This window comes from Pseudomonas sp. B22129 (assembly GCF_044218875.1).
Lineage (GTDB): Bacteria > Pseudomonadota > Gammaproteobacteria > Pseudomonadales > Pseudomonadaceae > Aquipseudomonas.
The window spans coordinates 3827187-3845414 of the sequence record NZ_CP162592.1; the positions used below are offsets into that span (position 1 = coordinate 3827187).

Consider the following 18228-nt stretch of genomic DNA (forward strand, 5'->3'; position numbering starts at 1 on the left):
ATGCGTTTGCGTTTAAACCCGATCACCCTTGCCTTAATGACCGTCGTGGCAGGGGCAGCCCATGGCGCCGAACGCGCCCCGGATGCCGGGCAGTCGATTCGAGAGATCCAGAACCAGCCTTTGACCCTGCCACCCCGGCAGACCCTGGAATTGAACCTGCCTGCGGCGCCAGACACTCGCGTTCAAGCCAGTGGGCCGACCCTGCAGGTCAATGCGTTCAAGCTGACCGGCAACACCGCCATTGGCAGCGACGAATTGCTGCCCCTGTTGGCCGACCTGCAAAACCGGATCGTCAGCCTCGGTGAGATCCAGGCGGGCGTAGCACGGATCACCCAGCTGTATCGCCAGAAGGGCTACCCCTTGGCGCGTGCGTATTTGCCTGCGCAGGAAATTGACGGTGGGGTGGTCAGCGTCGCTGTGCTGGAAGGCCAGTATGGCCAGATCAAACTCAACAACCACTCGCGTGTGCGTGACTTCGCCCTGCGAGCGCCGCTCTCGGCTCTGGAACCTGGCGAAGCCGTGCGCGCCGCGCCGCTGGAGCGCAGTTTGCTTGAGCTGCAACAAACGCCGGGCGTGGCGATCCAGTCGACCCTGCAACCGGGCACGGCGGTAGGCGCCACCGACCTGGTGGTCGACGTGAACTCTGCACCGCTGCTCTCCGGCCAGGTCGACCTGGACAACTACGGCAACCGCTTCACCGGCGAGTACCGCTTGGGCGGCACACTGAACCTGTCCAGCCCTTTGGGCATCGGCGACCAGGCGAGTGTGCGGGTGATGGGCAGCGATGAAGACCAGCACTACTATCGCGCCGCGTATCAGTTGCCGATCGGCCCCTGGTCGACGCAAGTGGGTGTGGCCTATTCGGACATGGACTACCAATTGGCCAAGGACTTCGATGACCTCGACGCCAAAGGTAATGCGCGCATCGCCAGTGTGTTTGTGCAGCAGCCACTGATTCGCAGCCGCCAGTTCAGCCTGAATGCGCAATTGCAGTACGACCACAAGCACCTGCGCGACGACATTGACCTGTACGACTCACAGAGTAAAAAGCAGTCGCGGGTCGTGACTGCGAGCCTCGACGGCAACCTGCGCGACACGTTGTTGGGCGGCGGCGTCACGGCCTTCTCCCTGGCCTGGAGCGAGGGCAGCCTCAACCTGGATGGGGCGTTCGACAAGTTCTTCGACGGCCTCACCGCCAAAACCGCCGGGCGATTTCAGAAGATCAACCCAAGCGTGGTTCGCCTGCAGCGCCTGAGTGACCGTTTCAGCCTGTATGGGCAAGTGCAGGGCCAGTGGGCGAACGGTAACCTGGACTCTTCCGAGAAAATCAGCCTGGGCGGTGCAACTGGGGTGCGCGCCTACCCTCAGGGCGAGGCGTCCGGCGACCAGGGTTACGTGGCCAACCTTGAGCTGCGTTATGCCCTGACTGAACAGTGGAACCTGCTGACCTTTGTCGATCACGGCGCGGTGCGGCTGAACAAGGACACTTGGGCGAGCGGTGAGAACCACCGCAGCTTGTCGGCCACCGGTGTCGGCGCCAACTGGAGCCTTTCCGGCTGGCGGCTGAGCACCGTGGCGGCCTGGCGCCTGGGCAATGCCGATCCGCAGAGCGATGTGGCACGTACGCCACGGGTATGGGCGCAAGTCAGCAAGGCGTTCTGACCTTCAGTCAGGCCGGATGACCCTCGGAAACTGGCAAGATGAACTCCCCTCAGGTTTACTACTCCCTGAGTCACGGACCCACCGGCGCAAAGCGCCGGTCATCAAGGCCATCGAATGGACAAATACACCCCCCACACCTGGCAGCCCCACGAGCGACCGAGCCTGCCCGGCTCACCGTCGACGCCGCTGCATTCCACGCCCAGGCGCTGGCTGTTTGCGCTGGTCGGTGTGCTGGTGGCGATCACCGGGGGGCTGGGTAACGCGCTGGTAATCGCCAACCTGCAATACCTGCAAGGCGCACTCGGCGCGACCACCGCCGAAATGGCCTGGCTGCCTGCCGCCTATGTGATGACCAACGTGTGCATGAACCTGCTGCTGGTGAAGTTTCGCCAGCAGTTTGGCTTGCGCGCGTTTACCGAAGTGTTTCTGGTGCTGTATGCGCTGGTGACTTTCGGCCATTTATTCGTCAATGACCTCAGCTCGGCGATTGCGGTGCGGGCGGCCCACGGCATGGTGGGTGCCGCACTGAGTTCGCTGGGCTTGTACTATATGATCCAGGCGTTCCCGGCCAAATGGCGCTTGAAAGCGCTGGTGCTGGGGTTGGGCACGGCGCAGCTTGCGTTGCCGCTGGCGCGGCTGTTCTCCGAAGACTTGCTGCAAATCGCCGAATGGCGCGGCCTGTACCTGTTCGAATTGGGCATGGCGCTGATCTGCCTGGGTTGCGTGTTCCTGCTCAAGTTGCCGCCGGGCGACCGTTTCAAGACCTTCGAAAAACTCGACTTCCTGACCTTCGCCATTCTCGCCACCGGTGTGGCGCTGCTCTGCGCGGTGTTGTCTTTAGGGCGCATTGACTGGTGGCTGGAAGCCCCATGGATCGGCGTCGCATCCGCCTGCTCGCTGGTGCTGATCATGGCCGGGTTGGCGATTGAGCATAACCGCGCCAACCCACTGTTGATGACGCGCTGGCTCGGCAGCGGCGTGATGATCCGCCTGGCGCTGGCGGTGGTGCTGATTCGCATGGTGCTGTCGGAGCAATCCACCGGCGCGGTGGGTTTCATGCAGATGCTGAACATGAGCTACCAGCAGATGCACACGCTTTACGTGGTGATGCTGGCCGGGGCGATTGCCGGGCTGGCGGTCAGTGCGCTGACGATCAACCCCGCGCATCTATTGATGCCATTGGTCATCTCTTTGGCATTCATGGCCACGGGTTCGGTGATGGACAGTTTCTCCAGCAACCTGACCCGGCCGGAAAACCTGTATGTCAGCCAATTCCTGCTGGGCTTTGGCGGCACCTTCTTCCTCGGGCCAACCATGGTGCTGGGCACAAAAAACGTGCTGACCAACCCGCGCAACCTGGTGAGTTTTTCGGTGATGTTCGGCATCTGCCAGAACCTCGGCGGCCTGATCGGCGCGGCCTTGCTCGGCACGTTTCAAATCGTGCGCGAGAAGTACCATTCGAGCATGATCGTCGAGCACCTGACCCTGCTCGACCCGCGTGTGGCCGCACGCGTGCAGAGCGGCGGCTCGGCCTATGGCGGCATCGTCGCCGACCCGGAACTGCGCAACCTCATGGGCATTCGCAGCCTGGCCACGGCGGCGACCCGTGAGGCGAACGTAATGGCCTACAACGATGTCTTCATGCTGATCGCGATCATCGCGATCCTGACCATGATCTGGATCTTTATCCGCAGCCTGTGGCTGATGAGCACCACCCAGGCAGCAACCCCTCCTGTTCAACCCAGCGGCGTGACTCAATGACTGAAACCACCACCACCACCAATGCCGTCGCCTCCACCCCTGAAGGCACCCCGCCCGCAGGCTCAACCGTGACTGAGCCGCGCTCTTTACGGGTGCGCATCATCTCCTCGCTGGGCTTTGCCGCGATTGCCATCGTCGGCGTGTTGATCGTGCTGTACGCCTGGCAGTTGCCGCCGTTCAGCAGTGCGGTGGAAACCACCGAAAACGCCTTGGTGCGCGGGCAGGTGACGATTATTGGCCCGCAGTTGGCCGGCTATGTGTTTGAAGTGCCGGTGCAGGACTTCCAGTACGTGAAAGCCGGTGACCTGCTGGTGCGTCTGGACGACCGCATTTACAAGCAGCGCCTCGACCAGGCGCTGGCGCAGCTGGCGGTGCAGAAAGCCGGGTTGGCCAATGTGGTGCAACAACGCAACAGCGCCGAAGCCACCATCAAATTGCGCCAGGCGGCACTGGCGGACAGCGAGGCTCAGGCGCGCAAGAGCACGGCGGACTTGCGCCGCAATGAAGAACTGATCAGCGATGGTTCCGTGTCCAAACGCGATCTGGACGTGACCCGCGCGGCGAACGCCCAGACCATCGCGGCGGTGGCCCAGGCCCAGGCCAGCCTGGAAATTGCGCGGCAGGATCTGCAGACGGTCATCGTCAATCGCGGCTCACTCGAAGCGGCGGTGGCGAATGCCGACGCGGCGGTAGAGCTGGCGCGGATCGACCTGTCCAACACCCGCATCACCGCGCCGCGTGACGGCCAGCTGGGGCAGATTGGTGTGCGCCTGGGGGCTTACGTGAATTCCGGCGCGCAACTGATGGCGCTGGTGCCGCCGCAGTTGTGGGTCATCGCCAACATGAAAGAAACCCAGATGGATAACGTGCAGGTTGGCCAGCCGGTGACCTTTACTGTGGATGCGCTGAACCACCGCAAGTTTCACGGCACGGTGCAGCACATTTCCCCGGCGACCGGCTCGGAGTTCAGCCTGTTGCAGGCGGACAATGCCACCGGCAACTTTGTGAAGATCGCCCAGCGTGTGCCGGTACGCATTACCGTGGACCCGGATCAGGCCGAGAGCGAGCGGCTGCGGCCGGGGTTGTCGGTGGTGGTGAGTATCGACACGGCGGGGCGGCTGAAAAACAGCCCGCCCTGATACCACAACGAGCAAAAATGCGGGGCTGCTTTCTGTGGCGAGGGAGCTTGCTCCCGCTGGGTTGCGAAGCAGCCCCAAAATACTTGCGGGCGCTACGCACCCGAGCGGGAGCAAGCTCCCTCGCCACAAAAGCCAGCTCCCACAATGGGAACGTATTTCATGCGGAATTCGAGTTGGGTTGACTGGCCCTGTTCCAAGAGTTTTAGCCCCGGCCTTCCTGGCAAATGGTGGGCATTCACCGGATGGCTCACCGGCTCGATGCAAAAGAACTCGAACTCGGGCGGGCAGAACAGCAGGAAATAATCCGCGCCGCTGGCCTGGCATTCCAGCGCATAACCCAGCTCCGGCTGCTCAATCCGGCAATGCCCGTCCCACGCGCAGAAGCCGTTGTCCACCCGCCTTTCGGGCAGGCTTTTGAGTTGTTGGAAGTCCCAGTCCGCCGGTATCGGCGCCAGGGCAGTGGGCAATTTTGACGCATCACTCATCCATACCTGTGAAGCCTTGGCCTGCAACCGCGTACCGGGCCTGCGTGGCAAATACGGGTGCAACCCCAACCCGTGCCACGCCGCTTTTTCAGCCAGATGGGTGACGCGCAAGGTGATGCTCAATGCCCCGTCACTCAAACTGAAACGTTGCTCGGCGCGGTAGGCGAAAGGCGTCGCGCATTCCACCGCCAGCACCACTTCATCCGCCGTCTGGCTGACCACTTGCCACGCTTGCTGCCACGCCGATCCATGAATCGGCAGCGGGTCGAGCAGGCTGTTTTGCTCCAGCGCCAGCCAGCCGTCCGGGTTGTTGAAACCGCCTTCGGCAATCCGGTTGGACCAGGGCGCCAGCGGGTAGCAGCCCAGTTTGCCCGGCAACCCGGTGTTTACCGCGTGCTCGTCACTGTGGCGCAGCAGCGGCTGGCCGGTGGCGATGACGGTCCAGTTGACGATGCTGCCGCCGATGGCGGGGGCCAGGGTGAGGTGGGTTAAATGATCTGAGAGTTCCAGCATGTGTTTACCTCGGTACAGGATGCATTCCCACGCAGAGCGTGGGAACGATCGTTTACAACACCAGGCCCGGCAGCCACAGCGACAGCGCGGGAATGTAGGTCACCGCCATCAGCACCAGGAACAATACGCCATAAAACGGCAGCAGTGCCTTCACGGTTTTCTCGATGGTGGTTTTGCCCACCGCCGCACCGACGAACAGCACCGCGCCCACCGGCGGGGTGATCAGGCCGATGCCGAGGTTGACCAGCATGATCATGCCGAAATGCACCGGGTCGACGCCGATACCGAGAATCACCGGCAACAGAATCGGTGTGAGAATCAGGATCAGCGGCGCCATGTCCATCACCGTACCGAGCAACAGCAGCATCAGGTTGATGCACATCAGGATCACATAGCGGTTGTCTGACAGGGTCAGGAACAGCGTGGTGATCTTCGCCGGGATCTGCATCAGCGTCATGATGTAGCCGAAGCTGGCGGCGAAAGCGATCAGGATCATCACGATGGAAATGGTGCGCACCGTGCGATGCATCAGCTTGGGCAGCTCGCGCCATTTGTAGTCGCGGTAGATGAACATGGTCACGAAAAATGCCCACAGCACGGCAATGGCGGCGGACTCGGTGGCGGTGAAAATGCCCGAGAGAATGCCGCCGAGGATGATCACCATGGCCATCAGGCCCCAGAGCGCGTCGGCGCAGATCTTCAGCGCCTGCTTGAGCGGGATGACTTCGCCCTTGGGGTAGTCGCGCTTCCTGGCGAAGATCAGGCACAGCACCATCAGGCACGCGCTCATCAGCAAGCCCGGCACCACGCCGGCCATGAACAGCGAGGCGATGGACACGGTGCCGCCAGCGGCCAGCGAGTAAAGCACCGAGTTATGGCTGGGCGGGGTCAGCAGCGCCTGCACCGAGCCGCTGATGGTCACCGCTGTGGCGAACTCGCGGGGATAGCCGCGGCGCTCCATTTCCGGGATCAGTACCGAGCCGACCGAAGCAGTGTCGGCCACCGACGAGCCGGAGATCGCGCCGAAAAACGTCGAAGCCATGATGTTGACCAGTGACAGGCCGCCGCGCACAAAGCCCACCAGCACCCCGGCAAACGCCACCAGCCGGCGCGACATGCCGCCCTCGGCCATGATTGCCCCGGCGAGTACGAAGAACGGAATCGCCATCAGCGAAAACTTGTTCACGCCGCCCGCGACCTGAATCATCAAGGCCTGGAATGGAATGTCGATCCACCAGGCGCCAATCAGCGCCGACATGCCCAGGGCGTAGGCCACCGGCATGCCGATCAGGATCAAGGCGATAAAGCTGCCCAACAGAATCAATGCGTCCATATCAGGCAGCCCCTTCGCTTTCTTCAACCAGGTCGAAACGCACCACGCGCCGGTGGCTTTGATCGCCGAGCAGGAGCTTTTCCAGCACGAAGACCAGGGTCAACAGCCCGCCAATCGGGATCGGCATGTAGGTGATGCCCACGCGCAGGGTCGGGATCGCGCTCATGAACTGGTTCCAGGTCGAGAGGCACAGTTTGCCGCCCCAAACCGTCATGAACAGGCAAATGGTCGCCATCAAGAGTTGGGAAACGATGCCGACAAGGCGGCGTTGGGTGGGTGGCAGGCGGTCGGTGATCATCGCCACCGACATATGCGCACCCGCACGGTAGCTGGCGGCAGCGCCGATAAAGGTGAACACCAGCATCAGCAGGATCGCGGTGGGCTCCGGCCAGCTTGAGCCGGTGCCGAGGATGTAGCGGGCGAAGATGCCCCAGGGAATGATCAACGCGACCCCCAATACCGAGAGGCCGGCGACCCAGATGCAGGTCATGTACAGCCGGTCATTGAAGCGCAGCAGTAAATTCTTCATGGCGTTCACCGTAACCGGGCGCGTCGAGGCCGACCGCGCCGGGCCTGTTGAGAGAGGAGGGTGATTACTCGACGGCGTCGATGCGCTTGATCACGTCGGCATAGGCCGCGCCGTATTTCGCGCGAACGGGGGCCGTGGCGTCATAGAAGGGTTTTTTGTCGACGGTGATGAACTCGACGCCGGCGGCCTTGAGCTTGGTTTCGCTGCTGGCGGACTTGGCGTCCCACAGCACACGTTCGTCAGCCTGGGCGGCCTTGGCGGCGTTTTTGACCATCACTTGCTGCGCGGGGGTGAGCTTGTTCCAGGTGATTTTCGACATCACGATGGGCTCGGGCAGGATCAGGTGTTCGGTGAGGGTGTAGAACTTGGCGTTCTGGAAATGGTTGTGTTCGAGCAGGGTCGGCGGGTTGTTTTCCGCGCCGTCGATCACGCCGGTCTGCAGGGCGCTGAAGATCTCGCCGGTGTCCATGGCGATGCCGTTGGCCCCCATTTCATTGAAGGCGTCGATGAACAACGGGTTGCCTTGCACACGAATCTTCATGCCTTTGAGGTCTGCGATCGAACGCACCGGTTTCTTGGTGTAGATATTGCGCGTGCCGCCGTCCATCCAGGCCAGGGCGACCAGGCCGAACTCGGAGTCGGTGATTTTGGCGAGGATTTCGTCGCCGATTTCGCCGTCGATGACTTTGCGCATGTGCGCCTGGTCACGGAACACGAACGGCAGGTTGAACACGTTTACGTCCGGCACCACCGGGCCGACGATGCCGAGGCTGACCCGCGCCATCTGGATGGCGCCGACCTGGGCTTGCTCGACGACTTCTTTCTCGGAGCCAAGTACGCCGCCCGGAAAGTACTTGAAGGTCAGTTCGCCGTTGCTCTCTTTGGTCAGGGCCTTGCCCATGTTTTCCTGGGCGACGACGGTGGGGTAGCCGGCGGGGTGGATGTCGGCAATTTTGATTTCCAGCGCGTGGGCGGCGCTGGCGAGGGTGAACAGTGCAGCGGCGAGCAAGGTGCGTTTGAAGTCCATGGGGTGTCTCTCCTGTCTTGTTATTGTTGTATTCAAGGCACAGCAATGCAGCTTTAGAGCGTGAAGCAGGGTTCGGCCAGTCCTTGTACGCCGGGGTTGAGGGCGAACACGCCGCCAGACAGCGACTGCTCACTGTTGTCATCGCGAATCGAGGTGACGAACAGCGTGTCCAGGCGGCTGCCGCCAAAGGCGCACATGGTGGGTTTTTTCACCGGTACGGTGAGGGAACGGTCGAGGCGGCCGTCGGGGGTGAAACGGTGGATCAGGCCGGCGTCGTTGGCGCAGATCCAGTAGCAACCGTCGGCGTCCACGGCTGCGCCGTCGGGGCGGCCGAGGAATTGGTGCATGTCCACAAACACGCGGCGGTTGGACGGCGTGCCGGTCTCGATGTCGTAGTCGAAGGCCCAGATCTGCTGCACCAACGGGTGCGAGTCTGAGGCGTACATCGTGCGGCCGTCAGGGCTGAAAGCCAGGCCGTTCAAGGTGATAAAGCCGCCCAGTTGCGCGTGGGGCGCCGAGCCTGACGCATAACGATAAAGGGTGCCCTCGGCCGCATTCAGGCCCATGTTCAGCACCATGCTGCCAGCCCAGAAGCGGCCCTGGCGATCACAGCGGCCGTCGTTCAGGCGCATGTCCGGGCGCGGGTGTTTCACGCCTGCCAGCGGCGTGGTATCGAGGCTGCCGTCGTTGTGCGGGGTGAGCTGGAAAAAGCCCGTCTCCATGCCCGCCACCCAGTTGCCCGCGTCGGTGCGGGCGATGCAGGCGAGCATCTGCGGGGCCTTCCACGCGGCGACGTGGCCGCTGGCGGCGCTCCAACGTTGCAGGCCGCCGTTGGGAATATCCACCCAGTACAGCGCGTTTTCTTCCGGTACCCATACCGGGCATTCGCCCACGGCATTGCGGGCGTCAACAATCAATTCAGCCGTCATGGCCACTCATTCCTTTGGGTTGTTGATGTGTACTCAGTCACCGAACGGGCCCGCCGCGCAGAACGCACCGCCCTGATACACCTTGGCCGGGTCATCGGCGGCCACCGGTGGTTGGGTTTCGACCTGTGCGCGGAACACTTCGGAGCTGTCCTTGGGCGCGAAACCCAGGTGCGCGGCGTAGCGGTTGTCCCACCAGGTGTCGAGGTTATCCGACATGCCGTAGACCACGGTGTGGCCCACGTTTGGCGTGTACAGCGCGCGTTCGAGCAGTTGGGTCAGGTCATCGAAGCTCAGCCAGGTGTGCATCATCCGGCGGTTCTGCGGTTCGGGGAACGAGGAGCCGATGCGGATGCTCACGGTCTCGATGCCGTAGCGGTCGAAGTAGAAGCTGGCCATGTCTTCGCCGTAGGATTTGGACAGGCCGTAATAGCTGTCTGGGCGGCGCGGGGAGTGGGCGTCGATGGTTTCGCCCTGTTTATAAAAGCCGATTACATGGTTGGAGCTGGCAAAAATCACGCGCTTCACGCCATGGCGGCGGGCGGCTTCGTAGATGTGGAAAATGCCGCTGATGTTGGCGCCAAGCACTTCTTCGAAAGAACGCTCAACCGACACACCACCGAAATGCAGGATGGCGTCGACGCCTTCGACCAGGTGATGCACGGCTTGTTTGTCGGCAAGGTCACAGATTTGCACTTCTTCGGCGGCATCCGCAGCGGGGGCCATGTTGGCGATGTCCGACAGGCGCAGCACTTGGGCATACGGGCGCAGGCGCTCGCGCAGGACTTTGCCCAGGCCGCCGGCGGCACCGGTGAGCAGCAGGCGGTTGAATGGAACGGGCGTGGTGGTGGTTGTGGTCATGGGGGTTCCAATGTTGTTGTAGGTTGTCGTATGACTTGGTGGAAGTATCGTTAGTGATTCCCCAGGTTGTCAACGCTCCTTCAGACGAATGAGATCAAATGTGGGAGCGGGCTTGTGTGGGAGCTGGCTTGCCTGCGATGCAGGCACCTCGGTCTGTCAGTTACATCGCGGCGATGCTATCGCAGGCAAGCCAGCTCCCACAAAAAGCTGGGTCTCAGATAGCCAACATCCACATTGATCGGGTTACAACAACGAAATCGGGTAGCTGATAAACAGCCGGTTCTCATCAAACTCGTTGTTGCTGAAATCCCGACGCATAGTCGAATTGCGCCACCGTACGTTCAAATCCTTCAGCGTACCGCTCTGTACGGTGTAGGCCAGTTCCGACTCGCGGCCCCATTCCTTGCCGTCGGTGATGGCCCCGGTGTGCACATTACTGCCGCTGATATAGCGGTTCATCATGGTCAGCCCCGGGATACCCAGCACCACGAAGTTGAAGTCATGGCGCACCTGCCAGGATTTTTCCTTGGCGTTGTCGTAGCTGGCGTTGTAGCTATCGTTGGCCAGCGTGCCGCCGCTGGTGCCGTTGACCTTCATCCACACGCTGTCGCCGGTGAGCTTTTGCAGGCCCACATAGAAGGCGTTGCCTTTGTATTTGGCCGAAAGCAAAGCGAAGGCGGTTTTGTTGTCGAGGTCGCCGGCCAGTGCGCTGCCGTCTTCCTTGCCGGTGAAGTAACCGAGGTTGGCGCCCAGAGTCCAGTCGCCCACGGGCTGGCTGTGGGTCAGGTTGAAGTACTTCTGCTGGTAGATATCACTCAGCTCGGCGTACCACACGCCGACCTGGGTGCGCTTGTCATTGAAGGTGTATTCGCCGCCGCCGAAGTTGAAACGGTCGGAGGTGAACGCGGCTTTGCCGTTCATGAACATGTCTTCCATGCTCGCGTCATTGCGCGGGCTGTTGCCACGGAACTGCCCGCCGTAGAGGGTCAGGCCGTCGATTTCCTTCGAGGTGACCTGGCCACCACGGAAGGTTTGCGGCAGTGAGCGGCCGTCGTCGGAGCGCAGGATCGGCAGCACCGGCATCCACTCGCCGACCTTCAATTCTGTCTGCGACAGCCTGGTTTTCAAGGCCACGCCCAGGCGCCCGAAGTTGTCGGCGGGGCGGCCGTCGCTGTGGATCGGCAGCAACTGTGTGCCGCCAGTGCCTTTGCCGCCATCAAGCTTTTGCGAATACAACCCGAGCACATCCAGCCCGAAACCCACGGTGCCCTGGGTGAAGCCGGACTTGGCATCGAGGATGAAGTTTTGCGTCCACTCTTCAGCTTTAGCCTGAGGGTAGGTCGGGTTGGTGAAGTTGCGGTTGAAGTAGGCGTTGCGCAGGTTGAGCGTGGCGGTGGCGTCTTCGATAAAGCCATCGGCCTGGGCGCTGAGGGGGAGGGTGAACGCCAGGCTGCCGAGACCGATAAGACCGAGGCGCGTGGAGGAATTACGGGCGAATGGACTCACAGTGAAGCTCCCTTTCTATTGTTGTTTTTATTATTTGTCGTACGTCGTCGTACAACATTAGGCGGATATTTGCGGGGTTTTCGCAGAGTGTCAAGCGGAAGTTATACGATGACTAGGCGTTGAACGGTCAAAAAGCGGGCACGGTTAATGTGGGAGCTGGCTTGCCTGCGATGCAGACACCTCGGCCTGTCAGTGACACCGCAGTGATGCTATCGCAGGCAAGCCAGCTCCCACAGTTGAGCGTATTTACAAGGGGATATTAGTTAGCCATGACCATCGGCGGCAGGGTGCCGAGGAGGGAGACGGCGGCTACCGCTGAAACACCCAATAACCATTCGAGCATCACGCTGGCCTTCAAACTGCCCCGGCGTGCCTCGCAGCGTTCAATCCGCAACCGGTTCAGCAGCGCCAGCGCCAACATGCCCAGCACCAGCAGCACTTTGATCAGCAGAATCAGCGCAAAGCCATCAAACAGCGGCGTGGGCCACAGCTGCCCGGTGAGCACGCGCACGTTGATCAGCCCGGTCACCAGCAACCCTGCCACCAAGCCGTAACCCACGCCGCTGAAACGCCGCAAAATCGGCTCCAGGGCCAAGCGTTCGGGCTGCCGCAGGATCAACACCAGCAACAACAGCCCGCCCAGCCAGGCACCAACGCACACCAGATGCACCACCTGATTTAGGATCAGCAATTGCCCGCTCAACCCGTTGAGCATGGCGCCATGGCCGACCGGTGCGAGCGTCGCCAGCAACAGCGTGATCAAGGGCAGGCGCAACGCCGGCCAGGGTTTGATCAACACGATGACCAGCAGAAGATTCAGCAACAGATGCCACGCCCACACCTGGCCGAAGAAGGTCTTGCCCAGCACCAACTGCACGGTGGCCGGTTGCAGTGCTGCGTCCCAACTGCCGGCCATGCTGGCGGTGATCAACAGCAGCCAGGCTACGCCGGAACCGAGCCCGACCCAGGCCAGGCCACGGGTGATGCGCAAGAGCTGCCGGTCCAGTGCCGGTTGCAATTCCTTGCCAAGCAACAGGGGCCTGAATACGCAGGCCCCGAACATCAGCAACACGACGATGAAATGCAGGAAGCGGCACAGCACCAGCACGGTCGCCATGGGTTATTGGCCGACCTTGAAGCTGTATTCACCGTTGCTCTTGTGGGTGTCGACCGACACGGCGTTCCACACCACCTTGTAGTTACCGGCCGCCAACGGTGCGGCGGGGGTGACCACCAGCACTTTTTTGTCGGCGTCGGGGGTTTCCAGGCCCTTGATGGCGATTTCGGTGCCGTCTTTGCTCAGGGACACTTTGGTGAAGGTGGCTTCCACGCCTTCGCTGAAGGTCAGGCGCAGGTCGGCGGGGGCGGCGACGGTGCTGTCTGGCGCAGGCGTCGAGCTTTTCAGATGAGCATGGGCAAACGCCGCCGAGGCGCCGAGCAAAGAGGCGAGGAGGGCGACGGTGGTCAGGGCTTTCTTGATCAGCATTGTTCAATACCTCAAGGTTTGGGAGTTGGAAGAGCCATGTGCAGCAAGGGAAAGGGCTTGCCTTCGCCGTCCAGCGGCGAACGCCCCACTTGAATAAACCCATAGTGCAGGTAGAAGCCTACGGCCTGGGGGTTTTGTTCGTTGACGTCCACCGTCAGCGTGTCGTGGCGCGCCAGCGCGTGGTCCAGCAACTGGCGGCCGATGCCCTGGCCACGGCGTGCAGGTTCGATAAACAGCATTTCCACGTTGTGCCCGCCGGTGGCGACATAACCGGCGATGCCCTGGGCGTCTTCGTACACCCACACGTCAAGTGCCGGCATCGGCAGGTAGGTGTCCCTTACCAAAGGCAGCAGACGCTGGATGTCATCCTCGGGGAGGAAGTCATGAGTGGCTCGTACCGAGCGCTCCCACAGTGCTCCGAGCACTGGGTCGTCGGCGGCCACGCGAGGTCGAATAGTCATGGCAATGATCCTTCAAAGGGACCGCGATCCTAACCAATCCTTTTTGGAGGGGAAAGCTTCGCGCAAGAAGTTTCACGTGGCTCTGCGCCGGGCTTATCACCCACCGGCAACCCGGCGCCGTTTGGTTTGGTACATGTCGTCATCTGCACGGCTGAGCAGCGTATCGGCGTTCTCGCCGTCTGCCGGATAAACGGCCACGCCGATGCTGCAGGACGGCATGGTGACGCCGTGAAATTCAGCGCCCAACGGTTCATTCATGACCGTGAGTATCTGGGCCACTTTCGCGGATACAGCGTCCTGCGACTCAATGCCCGTCAGCAGTACCGTGAATTCATCGCCCCCCATCCGCGCCACGAGGTCGCCCTCACGCACACAGCGCTCCAGCCGCCGTGCAATCACGCAGAGCACCCGATCGCCGACTGCATGGCCATGCACGTCGTTGATGGCCTTGAAGTCATTGACGTCCAGAAACAGCAGGGCAAAAGTGCTGTTCTGACGCTGCGCTGCCTGCAGCGCCGAGTCCAGCCCCTCATTGAACAGCGAGCGGTTGGTGAGCGCCGTCAACGGGTCGTGATGGGCGAGGAAGCGCAATTCTTCCTCGGCCTGGTTGAGCGCCGTGACGTCCCTGGCCACCCCGATTCGCGCGCCCACCTCTTCGGACCAGAAGGCGGCCCACAGGATGTGGACGATGCCGCCGTCCTTGCGGATATACCGGTTGCGGAAATCGACGTGGGGCTTGCCGTTCATCACCCGCACAATCGAGGCCCGGGTGCGCGCCAGGTCTTCGGGGTGCATGTAGTCGGTGATGAGAGTGCCGGTCAGCTCGTGCGCCCGGTAACCGAGCAGCGCTTCACAGGCATCGCTCACAAAAACGATCAGGTTGTCGCTGTCAACCACGAAGACCGTGTCCAGCATCAGGTGGATCAGTTTGGGGTAGAGGGCTTGCAGGTCAACGGCCATAGGTCAGGTGTCCGGTTCAGATTCGCCGATCATAGCCCGATCTGTCGTTCAACGGCGCACGGCGGCGGCGCGTCCGGACGACCTGCCGGTACGTCGGGGTGAAAGTGAAGGCGTGTGGCCTAATGCGGCTGTTCGTGATGTGATGGCGCATCCCTAACAGTGAGTGAGCTTGCAGTACCCATGGGCAATCACAAGATCGGAATTCGGCGGGTCAACGTCGAAAAAATCCTGCTGGCGGCGGAGAAGATCTTCGCCGAGAAGGGCTATGGCAGCACCGCCATGGCCGACATCGCCGAAGAAGTGCAGCTGCCGCGCTCCAACCTGCATTACTACTTCACCACCAAAAGCGAGCTGTACAGTGCGGTGCTGTTCGACCTGCTGGAGGTGTGGAAGCAGGACGCCTTGAGCTTCGAAACCTTTGATGACCCGCGGGTGGTACTCAGCAGTTACATCCGCGCCAAAATGCAGCGCTCGCGCACACGGCCGTATGGCTCCAAAGTCTGGGCGAATGAAATCATCCACGGTGCACCCACCCTCGGTGAGGCACTGGATGAAAGCCTGTATGACTGGGCCAAGATGAAGGAAGCGAAAATCCGCCAGTGGGTGGAAGACAAACGCATTCTGCCGGTGGAGCCGTCGAGCCTGCTGTACATGATCTGGGCCTCGACCCAACACTATGCGGACTTTGACCACCAGGTGAAGATTCTGAATGATCACCAGCCGTTGTCGGATATGCAGTTTGAGAGGGCGATTCAGACGGTCACGAGTGTGATTTTGCGGGGGATCGGGTTGGAGCCCTGATTTTAGTGGTGGGGCTGAGGGCCTCATCGCAGGCAAGCCAGCTCCCACATTTGAATGTGTTCACAAATCAACTGTGGGAGCGGGCTTGCTCGCGAAGGCGGTCTAAAGGGCTACACCGCCTCCCGGTAAGGATTGCGCGGATCCTGCGTCCAGTTCAAAAACGGCTTGCCCGTGTCCATCGGCACCATCTCGATGCACTCGGCCACCGGGCAGGTGATCTGGCACAAATTGCAGCCCACGCACTCATCATCGATCACCTCGTATTTATGCGTCCCGTCCGCCTGTTTCAAGCTGGCGATGGCCTGGTGCGAGGTGTCCTCGCAGGCAATATGGCAACGCCCGCAGCCAATGCAGGCTTGCTGATCGATCTTCGCAATCACCTGATAGTTGATGTCCAGGTACTTCCAGTCGGTGGTATTGCCTACCGCCCGCCCGGAAAATGCCTCCAGGTTTTTATACCCTTGGCTGTCCATCCAGCGCGACAGCCCGTCTTTCATCTCTTCCACTATCCGAAACCCATGCAGCATCGCCGCCGTGCACACCTGCACCGCGCCACAGCCCAGGGCGACGAATTCCGCCGCATCGCGCCAGTTGCCAATGCCGCCAATCCCGCAGATCGGCAGGCCCTGGGTCTGCGGGTCGCGGGCGATTTCCGCCACCATGTTCAGCGCAATCGGCTTGACTGCCGAGCCGCAATAACCGCCGTGGGTACTTTGGGTGCCGACCATGGGCAGGGCGACCATGCGCTCCAGATCCACGCTGGTGATGGAGTTGATGGTGTTGATCAGCGACACCGCGTCCGCGCCGCCGCGATAGGCCGCGCGTGCCGCCACGCGGATGTCGGTGATGTTCGGCGTGAGCTTGACGATCACTGGCAGCGAGCAATAGGTCTTGCACCAGCGCGTCACCTGTTCCACGTACTCCGGCACCTGGCCCACCGCCGCACCCATGCCGCGCTCGGGCATGCCGTGGGGGCAGCCGAAATTCAATTCGATGCCGTCGCAGCCGGTGGCCTCTACCAAGGGCAGAATGTTTTTCCAGGATTCTTCAACGCACGGCACCATCAGCGACACGATCAGCGCGCGGTCCGGCCAGTCCTTTTTCACCTGGGTGATTTCCCGCAGGTTGATCTCCAGCGAGCGGTCGGTAATCAATTCGATATTGTTGATGCCCAGTACTTCACGGTTCGCGCCGTAGTGCGCCGAGTAGCGCGATGACACGTTGACGGCCGCCGGGTCCTCGCCGAGGGTTTTCCACACTACGCCACCCCAGCCGGCTTCAAAGGCGCGCACCACGTTGTAGGCCTTGTCGGTCGGCGGCGCAGAGGCCAGCCAGAACGGGTTGGGGGCTTTGATGCCGGCAAATACAATCGAGAGATCAGCCATTACGCAGCCTCCACCTTCAGCATGAGTTGGGTGTGCATGGCCTCGGCGGCCAGCTTGCCGTGTTGCACGGCCTGCACGGTGAGGTCCTGGCCGAGGCTGACGCAATCGCCCCCCGCATAGACCCCCGGAATGCTGGTTTGCAGGTGCTCATCGACGAAGATCCGTTCGCCCACGCGGTGCAGCTGCTGGGCCAGCGGGTCGTGCAGCGCCTCGTTGTCGAAGCCTTGCCCGATCGCCTTGAAGATCGCATCGGCGGCCAGTTCGAAGGTTTCGCCGGTGGGGTGCAGGCGGCCGTTTTCCATGCGCGTGCGCAGGAAGCGCATGCCACGCACGTGGCCATGCTGGTCGAGCAAAACCTCTTCGGGTTGGGCCCAGATCAACAGCCGCACCTGGTTGGCCTTGGCGATGTCTTGCTCGTGGTGGGTGGCGCCCATGTCCGCCAGGCCTCGGCGGTACACAAGGTTGACATCGCGAGCACCGAGGCGGGCCATTTGCACGGCCATGTCGATGGCCGTGTTGCCGGCGCCGAGCACGATGCAGCGGTCGGCGAGAGGCAGTTGGGTCAGGTCATCGGCCTGGCGCAACTCGCGAATGTAGTCGGTGGCGGCGAGCACGCCGGGTGCGTCCTCGTGCGGCAGGCCGAGCTGTTTGCTGGCGGCAAGGCCCAGGCCGAGAAACACCGCGTCGAATTGCTGGTGCAGTTCGCTCAAGGTCAGGTTGTCGCCCAGGCGCTGGCCGTGGCGGATTTCGATGCCACCGATTTGCAGGAGGAACTCCAGTTCCTTCTGGGCAAAATCATCCACCAGTTTGTACTTGGCGATCCCGTATTCATTCAGGCCGCCGGCTTTTTCGCGGGCTTCGAAGATCACCACGTCATGGCCGTGCAAGGCGCTGCGGTGGGCGCAGGCCAAACCGGCAGGCCCGGCGCCGACCACGGCGATGCGCTTGCCGGTGGGCGCGGCGCGGTGGAAGGGGTGTTCGCTGAAGTGTGCGTTGTCCACGGCGTAGCGTTGCAGCAGGCCGATCAGCACCGGTGCGCATTCTTCACTGTTGTTGCGCACGCAGGCTTGCTGGCAGAGGATTTCCGTGGGGCAGACCCGCGCACAGCTGCCGCCGAGGATGTTGGCAGACAGGATTTTCTGCGCCGCGCCTTGCACGTTGTCGGTGTGGATATTGCGGATGAAGGACGGAATGTCGATCTCGCTGGGGCAGGCATTCACGCAGGGCGCGTCGTAGCAATACAGGCAGCGCGAGGCTTCCAGTTGCGCCTGGCGGGCGTTGAGGGGCGGCGCCAGGTCGGTGAAATGGCTGGCGAGCGTGGGCCCGTCTTCATGGGGGTGGGGGAGGTGGGTCAGGGTCTGGATCACGGTGTTGGCCTCACGGTTATTGAGGT

17 protein-coding genes are annotated in these 18228 nt (G+C 61.9%); 4 read left to right on the forward strand and 13 right to left on the reverse strand.

Annotated features, from left to right (window positions below):
- The 3 genes from AB4P94_RS17690 to AB4P94_RS17700 all read left to right on the forward strand — a co-directional run bounded on the left by AB4P94_RS17690 (nt 1) and on the right by AB4P94_RS17700 (nt 4562).
- Nucleotides 1-1662, forward strand: a complete 1662-nt coding sequence (locus AB4P94_RS17690; protein WP_395606665.1) for a ShlB/FhaC/HecB family hemolysin secretion/activation protein — start codon at nt 1-3, stop codon at nt 1660-1662.
- Nucleotides 1663-1776: 114 nt separating this feature from the next.
- The gene (locus tag AB4P94_RS17695) at nt 1777-3423 is read left to right on the forward strand and encodes an MFS transporter (RefSeq protein ID WP_395606666.1); all 1647 of its coding nucleotides are present in this window, start codon (nt 1777-1779) and stop codon (nt 3421-3423) included.
- Nucleotides 3420-4562 (forward strand): HlyD family secretion protein, encoded by a 1143-nt coding sequence (locus tag AB4P94_RS17700; RefSeq protein ID WP_395606667.1) that lies wholly within the window; start codon nt 3420-3422, stop codon nt 4560-4562. Before AB4P94_RS17695 ends, AB4P94_RS17700 begins: the two co-directional genes overlap by 4 nt.
- A 92-nt stretch (nt 4563-4654) precedes the next feature.
- On the opposite strand, the gene AB4P94_RS17705 is transcribed toward AB4P94_RS17700, so the two are convergent.
- The 11 genes from AB4P94_RS17705 to AB4P94_RS17755 all read right to left on the reverse strand — a co-directional run bounded on the left by AB4P94_RS17705 (nt 4655) and on the right by AB4P94_RS17755 (nt 14649).
- Nucleotides 4655-5560, reverse strand: a complete 906-nt coding sequence (locus AB4P94_RS17705; protein ID WP_395606668.1) for an aldose 1-epimerase — start codon at nt 5558-5560, stop codon at nt 4655-4657.
- Between the two features lie 52 nt (nt 5561-5612).
- The gene (locus tag AB4P94_RS17710) at nt 5613-6893 is read right to left on the reverse strand and encodes a TRAP transporter large permease (protein WP_395606669.1); all 1281 of its coding nucleotides are present in this window, start codon (nt 6891-6893) and stop codon (nt 5613-5615) included.
- Between the two features lies 1 nt (nt 6894).
- A complete protein-coding gene (locus AB4P94_RS17715; RefSeq protein WP_395606670.1) occupies nt 6895-7422 on the reverse strand; it encodes a TRAP transporter small permease in 528 nt (175 codons plus the stop codon).
- 64 nt (nt 7423-7486) lie between these two features.
- On the reverse strand, nt 7487-8449 hold the full coding sequence (locus AB4P94_RS17720) for a TRAP transporter substrate-binding protein (RefSeq protein ID WP_395606671.1): 963 nt from the start codon (nt 8447-8449) through the stop codon (nt 7487-7489).
- A gap of 53 nt (nt 8450-8502) precedes the next feature.
- On the reverse strand, nt 8503-9378 hold the full coding sequence (locus tag AB4P94_RS17725; RefSeq protein ID WP_395606672.1) for an SMP-30/gluconolactonase/LRE family protein: 876 nt from the start codon (nt 9376-9378) through the stop codon (nt 8503-8505).
- A gap of 33 nt (nt 9379-9411) precedes the next feature.
- The gene (locus AB4P94_RS17730; RefSeq protein WP_395606673.1) at nt 9412-10236 is read right to left on the reverse strand and encodes an NAD-dependent epimerase/dehydratase family protein; all 825 of its coding nucleotides are present in this window, start codon (nt 10234-10236) and stop codon (nt 9412-9414) included.
- A gap of 243 nt (nt 10237-10479) precedes the next feature.
- Nucleotides 10480-11742: an OprD family porin gene (locus AB4P94_RS17735; protein WP_395606674.1), complete on the reverse strand. Its 1263-nt coding sequence runs from the start codon at nt 11740-11742 to the stop codon at nt 10480-10482.
- 259 nt (nt 11743-12001) lie between these two features.
- On the reverse strand, nt 12002-12859 hold the full coding sequence (gene copD / locus AB4P94_RS17740) for a copper homeostasis membrane protein CopD (RefSeq protein ID WP_395606675.1): 858 nt from the start codon (nt 12857-12859) through the stop codon (nt 12002-12004).
- A gap of 3 nt (nt 12860-12862) precedes the next feature.
- Nucleotides 12863-13228 carry a copper homeostasis periplasmic binding protein CopC gene (gene copC, locus AB4P94_RS17745; protein WP_395606676.1) on the reverse strand — a complete coding sequence of 122 codons (366 nt, stop codon included), beginning with the start codon at nt 13226-13228 and terminating at the stop codon, nt 12863-12865.
- Nucleotides 13229-13239: 11 nt separating this feature from the next.
- Nucleotides 13240-13689 carry a GNAT family N-acetyltransferase gene (locus AB4P94_RS17750; RefSeq protein ID WP_395606677.1) on the reverse strand — a complete coding sequence of 150 codons (450 nt, stop codon included), beginning with the start codon at nt 13687-13689 and terminating at the stop codon, nt 13240-13242.
- 96 nt (nt 13690-13785) lie between these two features.
- The gene (locus tag AB4P94_RS17755; protein WP_395606678.1) at nt 13786-14649 is read right to left on the reverse strand and encodes a diguanylate cyclase domain-containing protein; all 864 of its coding nucleotides are present in this window, start codon (nt 14647-14649) and stop codon (nt 13786-13788) included.
- 180 nt (nt 14650-14829) lie between these two features.
- Between AB4P94_RS17755 and AB4P94_RS17760 the strand changes: the two genes are divergently transcribed.
- Nucleotides 14830-15450: a TetR/AcrR family transcriptional regulator gene (locus AB4P94_RS17760; protein ID WP_395606679.1), complete on the forward strand. Its 621-nt coding sequence runs from the start codon at nt 14830-14832 to the stop codon at nt 15448-15450.
- 110 nt (nt 15451-15560) lie between these two features.
- On the opposite strand, the gene preA is transcribed toward AB4P94_RS17760, so the two are convergent.
- Together preA and AB4P94_RS17770 are read right to left on the reverse strand one after the other, a co-directional pair.
- Nucleotides 15561-16835, reverse strand: coding sequence for an NAD-dependent dihydropyrimidine dehydrogenase subunit PreA (preA, locus tag AB4P94_RS17765; RefSeq protein ID WP_395606680.1), 1275 nt, complete (start codon nt 16833-16835; stop codon nt 15561-15563).
- Nucleotides 16835-18202, reverse strand: coding sequence for an NAD(P)-dependent oxidoreductase (locus AB4P94_RS17770; protein ID WP_395606681.1), 1368 nt, complete (start codon nt 18200-18202; stop codon nt 16835-16837). Before AB4P94_RS17770 ends, preA begins: the two co-directional genes overlap by 1 nt.
- Nucleotides 18203-18228: the final 26 nt, after the last annotated feature.

Bases quoted from the DNA above. Each gene is read 5' to 3' on its own strand.
- AB4P94_RS17710 (WP_395606669.1), bottom strand. From the start codon at position 6,893: ATGGACGCATTGATTCTGTTGGGCAGCTTTATCGCCTTGATCCTGATC.
- AB4P94_RS17755 (WP_395606678.1), bottom strand. From the start codon at position 14,649: ATGGCCGTTGACCTGCAAGCCCTCTACCCCAAACTGATCCACCTGATG.
- AB4P94_RS17715 (WP_395606670.1), bottom strand. From the start codon at position 7,422: ATGAAGAATTTACTGCTGCGCTTCAATGACCGGCTGTACATGACCTGC.
- AB4P94_RS17750 (WP_395606677.1), bottom strand. From the start codon at position 13,689: ATGACTATTCGACCTCGCGTGGCCGCCGACGACCCAGTGCTCGGAGCA.
- AB4P94_RS17690 (WP_395606665.1), top strand. From the start codon at position 1: ATGCGTTTGCGTTTAAACCCGATCACCCTTGCCTTAATGACCGTCGTG.
- AB4P94_RS17700 (WP_395606667.1), top strand. From the start codon at position 3,420: ATGACTGAAACCACCACCACCACCAATGCCGTCGCCTCCACCCCTGAA.
- AB4P94_RS17760 (WP_395606679.1), top strand. From the start codon at position 14,830: ATGGGCAATCACAAGATCGGAATTCGGCGGGTCAACGTCGAAAAAATC.
- copD (WP_395606675.1), bottom strand. From the start codon at position 12,859: ATGGCGACCGTGCTGGTGCTGTGCCGCTTCCTGCATTTCATCGTCGTG.
- AB4P94_RS17705 (WP_395606668.1), bottom strand. From the start codon at position 5,560: ATGCTGGAACTCTCAGATCATTTAACCCACCTCACCCTGGCCCCCGCC.
- AB4P94_RS17725 (WP_395606672.1), bottom strand. From the start codon at position 9,378: ATGACGGCTGAATTGATTGTTGACGCCCGCAATGCCGTGGGCGAATGC.
- preA (WP_395606680.1), bottom strand. From the start codon at position 16,835: ATGGCTGATCTCTCGATTGTATTTGCCGGCATCAAAGCCCCCAACCCG.
- copC (WP_395606676.1), bottom strand. From the start codon at position 13,228: ATGCTGATCAAGAAAGCCCTGACCACCGTCGCCCTCCTCGCCTCTTTG.
- AB4P94_RS17695 (WP_395606666.1), top strand. From the start codon at position 1,777: ATGGACAAATACACCCCCCACACCTGGCAGCCCCACGAGCGACCGAGC.
- AB4P94_RS17730 (WP_395606673.1), bottom strand. From the start codon at position 10,236: ATGACCACAACCACCACCACGCCCGTTCCATTCAACCGCCTGCTGCTC.
- AB4P94_RS17720 (WP_395606671.1), bottom strand. From the start codon at position 8,449: ATGGACTTCAAACGCACCTTGCTCGCCGCTGCACTGTTCACCCTCGCC.